1 protein-coding gene is annotated in these 3,087 nt (G+C 68.2%); it reads left to right on the top strand.

Annotated elements, in window-relative coordinates; all coding sequences use genetic code 11:
* Positions 1 to 102: 102 nt before the first annotated feature.
* Positions 103 to 3,087, top strand: a 2,985-nt coding sequence (locus AC07VY_RS26505) for a type VI secretion system Vgr family protein (RefSeq protein WP_495100130.1), incomplete at its 3' end; no start/stop codon positions are given.

Below are 3,087 nucleotides of genomic sequence, written 5' to 3'. Positions count from 1 at the left end.
GGACAAGCGGTTACAGCTGCTTTCGTAAATTGCCTGGGAGCACGGGATAGGGGCACATTTCGCGGCAAACTGCGGCCCTCCACAAGGTCCACGCCCACCGCCATGCCCACCGATTTGACCGCCCTGCTCCAAGCATTCACCAGCACGAGCCGCCTGTACGAGTTGACCCTGGGCGCGCCAGAAGCCGCCTCCAGTGAGACCCCCAGCCTGCTGGTAGAAGCCTTCGCGGCCAGCGAATCGCTGCACAGCGTAGGCAGCCGCGACATCATCGCCCTGAGCACCCAGGCCGACATCGCCACCGACCAGCTGCTGGGCCAGCGCGCCAGCCTGCAGACCAGCCTGTCCGACGGCAGCCGCACCCCCTTCACCGGCCTGGTGGTGCAAGCCGCCCAGCTGGGCAGCTTCGGCGGCCTGGCCCGCTACCACCTGCGCGTGGCACCCTGGATCTGGCTGCTGGGCCAGTCGCGCAGCAGCCGGGTCTGGCAAGACATGTCCACCACCCAGATCGTGGACGCCGTCTTCCAAAGCTACCAGGCCGTGGCCGCTTGGCGCTGGAGCGACGAAGTTGGCCCCTTCCTGCGCAACACCCAGGGCAACACCCCACCCCGCAGCTACTGCGTGCAGTACCGAGAAACCGACCTGGCCTTTGTCTCCCGCCTGCTGGCCGAAGAAGGCCTGGGCTGGCGCGTGGAGGAAAGCGACTCCGCCCCCAGCGGCCACCAGCTGGTGCTCTTCGCCGACTCCAGCCAAACCAGCGCCTGCCCCGAAGACGCCACCAGCGCCCACGCCCTGGGAGGCGCCGGCATCCGCTTCCACGGCGCCAGCGCGCTGGAAGAGCAAGACGCCATCCAGGCCCTGGTGCACAGCAGCAGCCTGCCCCCGGCCCGCCTCAGCCTGCAAAGCTTTGACTACAAAGCCAAGGCCTCCAGCAGCGTCAGCATCCCCCTCTTCCCCAGCAACGTCCCCTTCAGCGGCGGCCCCAACGCCCCCCAGCTGGAGAGCTATGACAGCCCCGGCAGCTACGCCTTTGCCGACGCCACCCAGGCCCGCGCCGCCGCCGACCGCATCGCCCAGGCCCACCACAGCCAGCGCAGCCGTTGGCAAGGCCGCAGCACCGTGCGCACCCTGCGCCCCGGTACCCGCTTCACCCTGGTGGGCAGCCCGCGCCAAATGACCAACCCCTCCAGCACCGGCAGCAACGCAAGCAACGACAGCAGCAACCAGGACCCCGAGCTGCTGGTGCTCGGCGTCACCAGCATCGGCATCAACAACCTGCCCCGTCCGGCCCAAGAAGCCCTGGCCGAGCTGTTCGGCCCGGTGCCGCAGCTGCTGAGCGAGCTGCTGCAGCAGTTTTCCATTCAAGACAAAACAGCCTCTAGCGCAGATTCCACCTGCGCAAGTAGCTATGAACTCGATAGCACCCGTGTTGATTTAATCCCCATCTCCGCCCTCATCGCCCAGGCCCAGAAGCTGGGCTACGCCAACCGCTTCGAGGCCATCGCCGCCCAGCAACCCTGGCGCCCGGTGCTGGCCGATGGCACCGGCCTGCGGCTGAACCCGCGCCCCACCGCCTGGGGCAGCCAGACCGCCATCGTCATCGGCGCCCAGGGCGAGACAGTCCCCAGCGGGGCGGACGAGACCTTCACCGACCGCCTGGGGCGCATCCGCATCCGCTTCCACTGGCAGGGCCAGGGCAGTGAGAGTGCAGACGACAGCACCAGCACCTGCTGGGTCCGTGTGCTGCAGCGCAGCGCGGGCGGAGGCAGTGGCGCCGGCATGGGCGTGCAGTTCATCCCCCGCATCGGCCAGGAGGTGCAGGTGCAGTTTCTGGAAGGCGATATCGACCGCCCCATCGCGGTGGCCGCGCACTACAACGGCCAGGGCGAAGGCGGTGTATTGCCCAGCCCCGGCGGAGCCCAGAATGCCGATGCAGACACCAGCGTGTTTGATGCCGCCAGCGACACCCGCTACAGCGGCCAGGGCAACCTGGTCGGCACGGGCTCGGGCGGGCACAGCCCCGTCTGGCATGGCGCTGCGGCAGGCAGTGGACCATCTGGCCAACGCAACGCCAGTGCCCAGTGGGGTATCCGCAGCAAGGAATATGGTGGTACCGGCTACAACCAGCTGGTGTTTGACGATACCGACGGCCAAGGCCCCCAGGGCAGGATCCAGCTCAAAACCACGCAAGCCGCCACCGAGCTCAACCTGGGCCATCTGCTGCACACCGCAGACAACTACCGGGGCAGCCTGCGCGGCACCGGCACCGAGCTGCGTACCGACGCCTATGGCGCCATCCGCGCCGGCGCCGGCCTGCTCATCAGCAGCTATGCGCTGCAGCACAGCGCCAGCCGCCGCGACCCGGCCGGCGACAACAGCGCAGGCATGGCCCTGCTCAAACAGGCTAGCACCCTGGCCGCATCCTTCAGCCAGGCCGCCACCACGCACCAGACAGTCGCCCTGGCCAGCCATGTGGGCAGCACAAAAGCCAACGCCAGCGCACTCAACGACCAAGCCGCCCCCCTGCAAGCCCTGTACACCGCCGCCAGCGGCATGCTGGACCCGGCCAGCCTGGCCCAGGCCCAAAGTGATGCCGCCGCCAAAAGCACCCAAGCCAGCGACGGCAAACTACCGCACAGCACCGACGCGGTGCTGGGCATCGCCGCACGCGGCGGCCTGGGCGTGGTCGCAGGGCAGAACATCCAACTCAACAACGGCGAGACCACCAGCCTGATGAGCGGCCAGGACAGCCAGTTCGCCAGTGGCGGCCAGCTGCGCGTGCACACCGGCCAGGCCATCGGCGTGCTGGCCGGGGCCGTCAAAGCTGGAACCAACAACAACGGCCTGCAGCTCATCGCCGCCAAAGACGACATCGACCTGCAGGCCCAGGCGGGGGAACTCAAAGTCCAGGCCAAGGGCCAGGTGGATGTAATAAGTGCCAACGCCCACATCGACTGGGCTGCGGCCAAGCGCATCCGCATCGCTACTGCTGCCGGGGCCAGCATCACCATTGAGGGCGGGAACATCACCACCACCGCGCCGGGGCAGATCACCGTGCATGCTTCTGAGAAGGTGTTTGAGGGGCCGGGG

Source organism: Rhodoferax sp. GW821-FHT02C08 (assembly GCF_059421805.1).
Note: the sequence above shows the minus strand (reverse complement) of the source record. Positions and strands in the feature narration are given on the sequence as shown.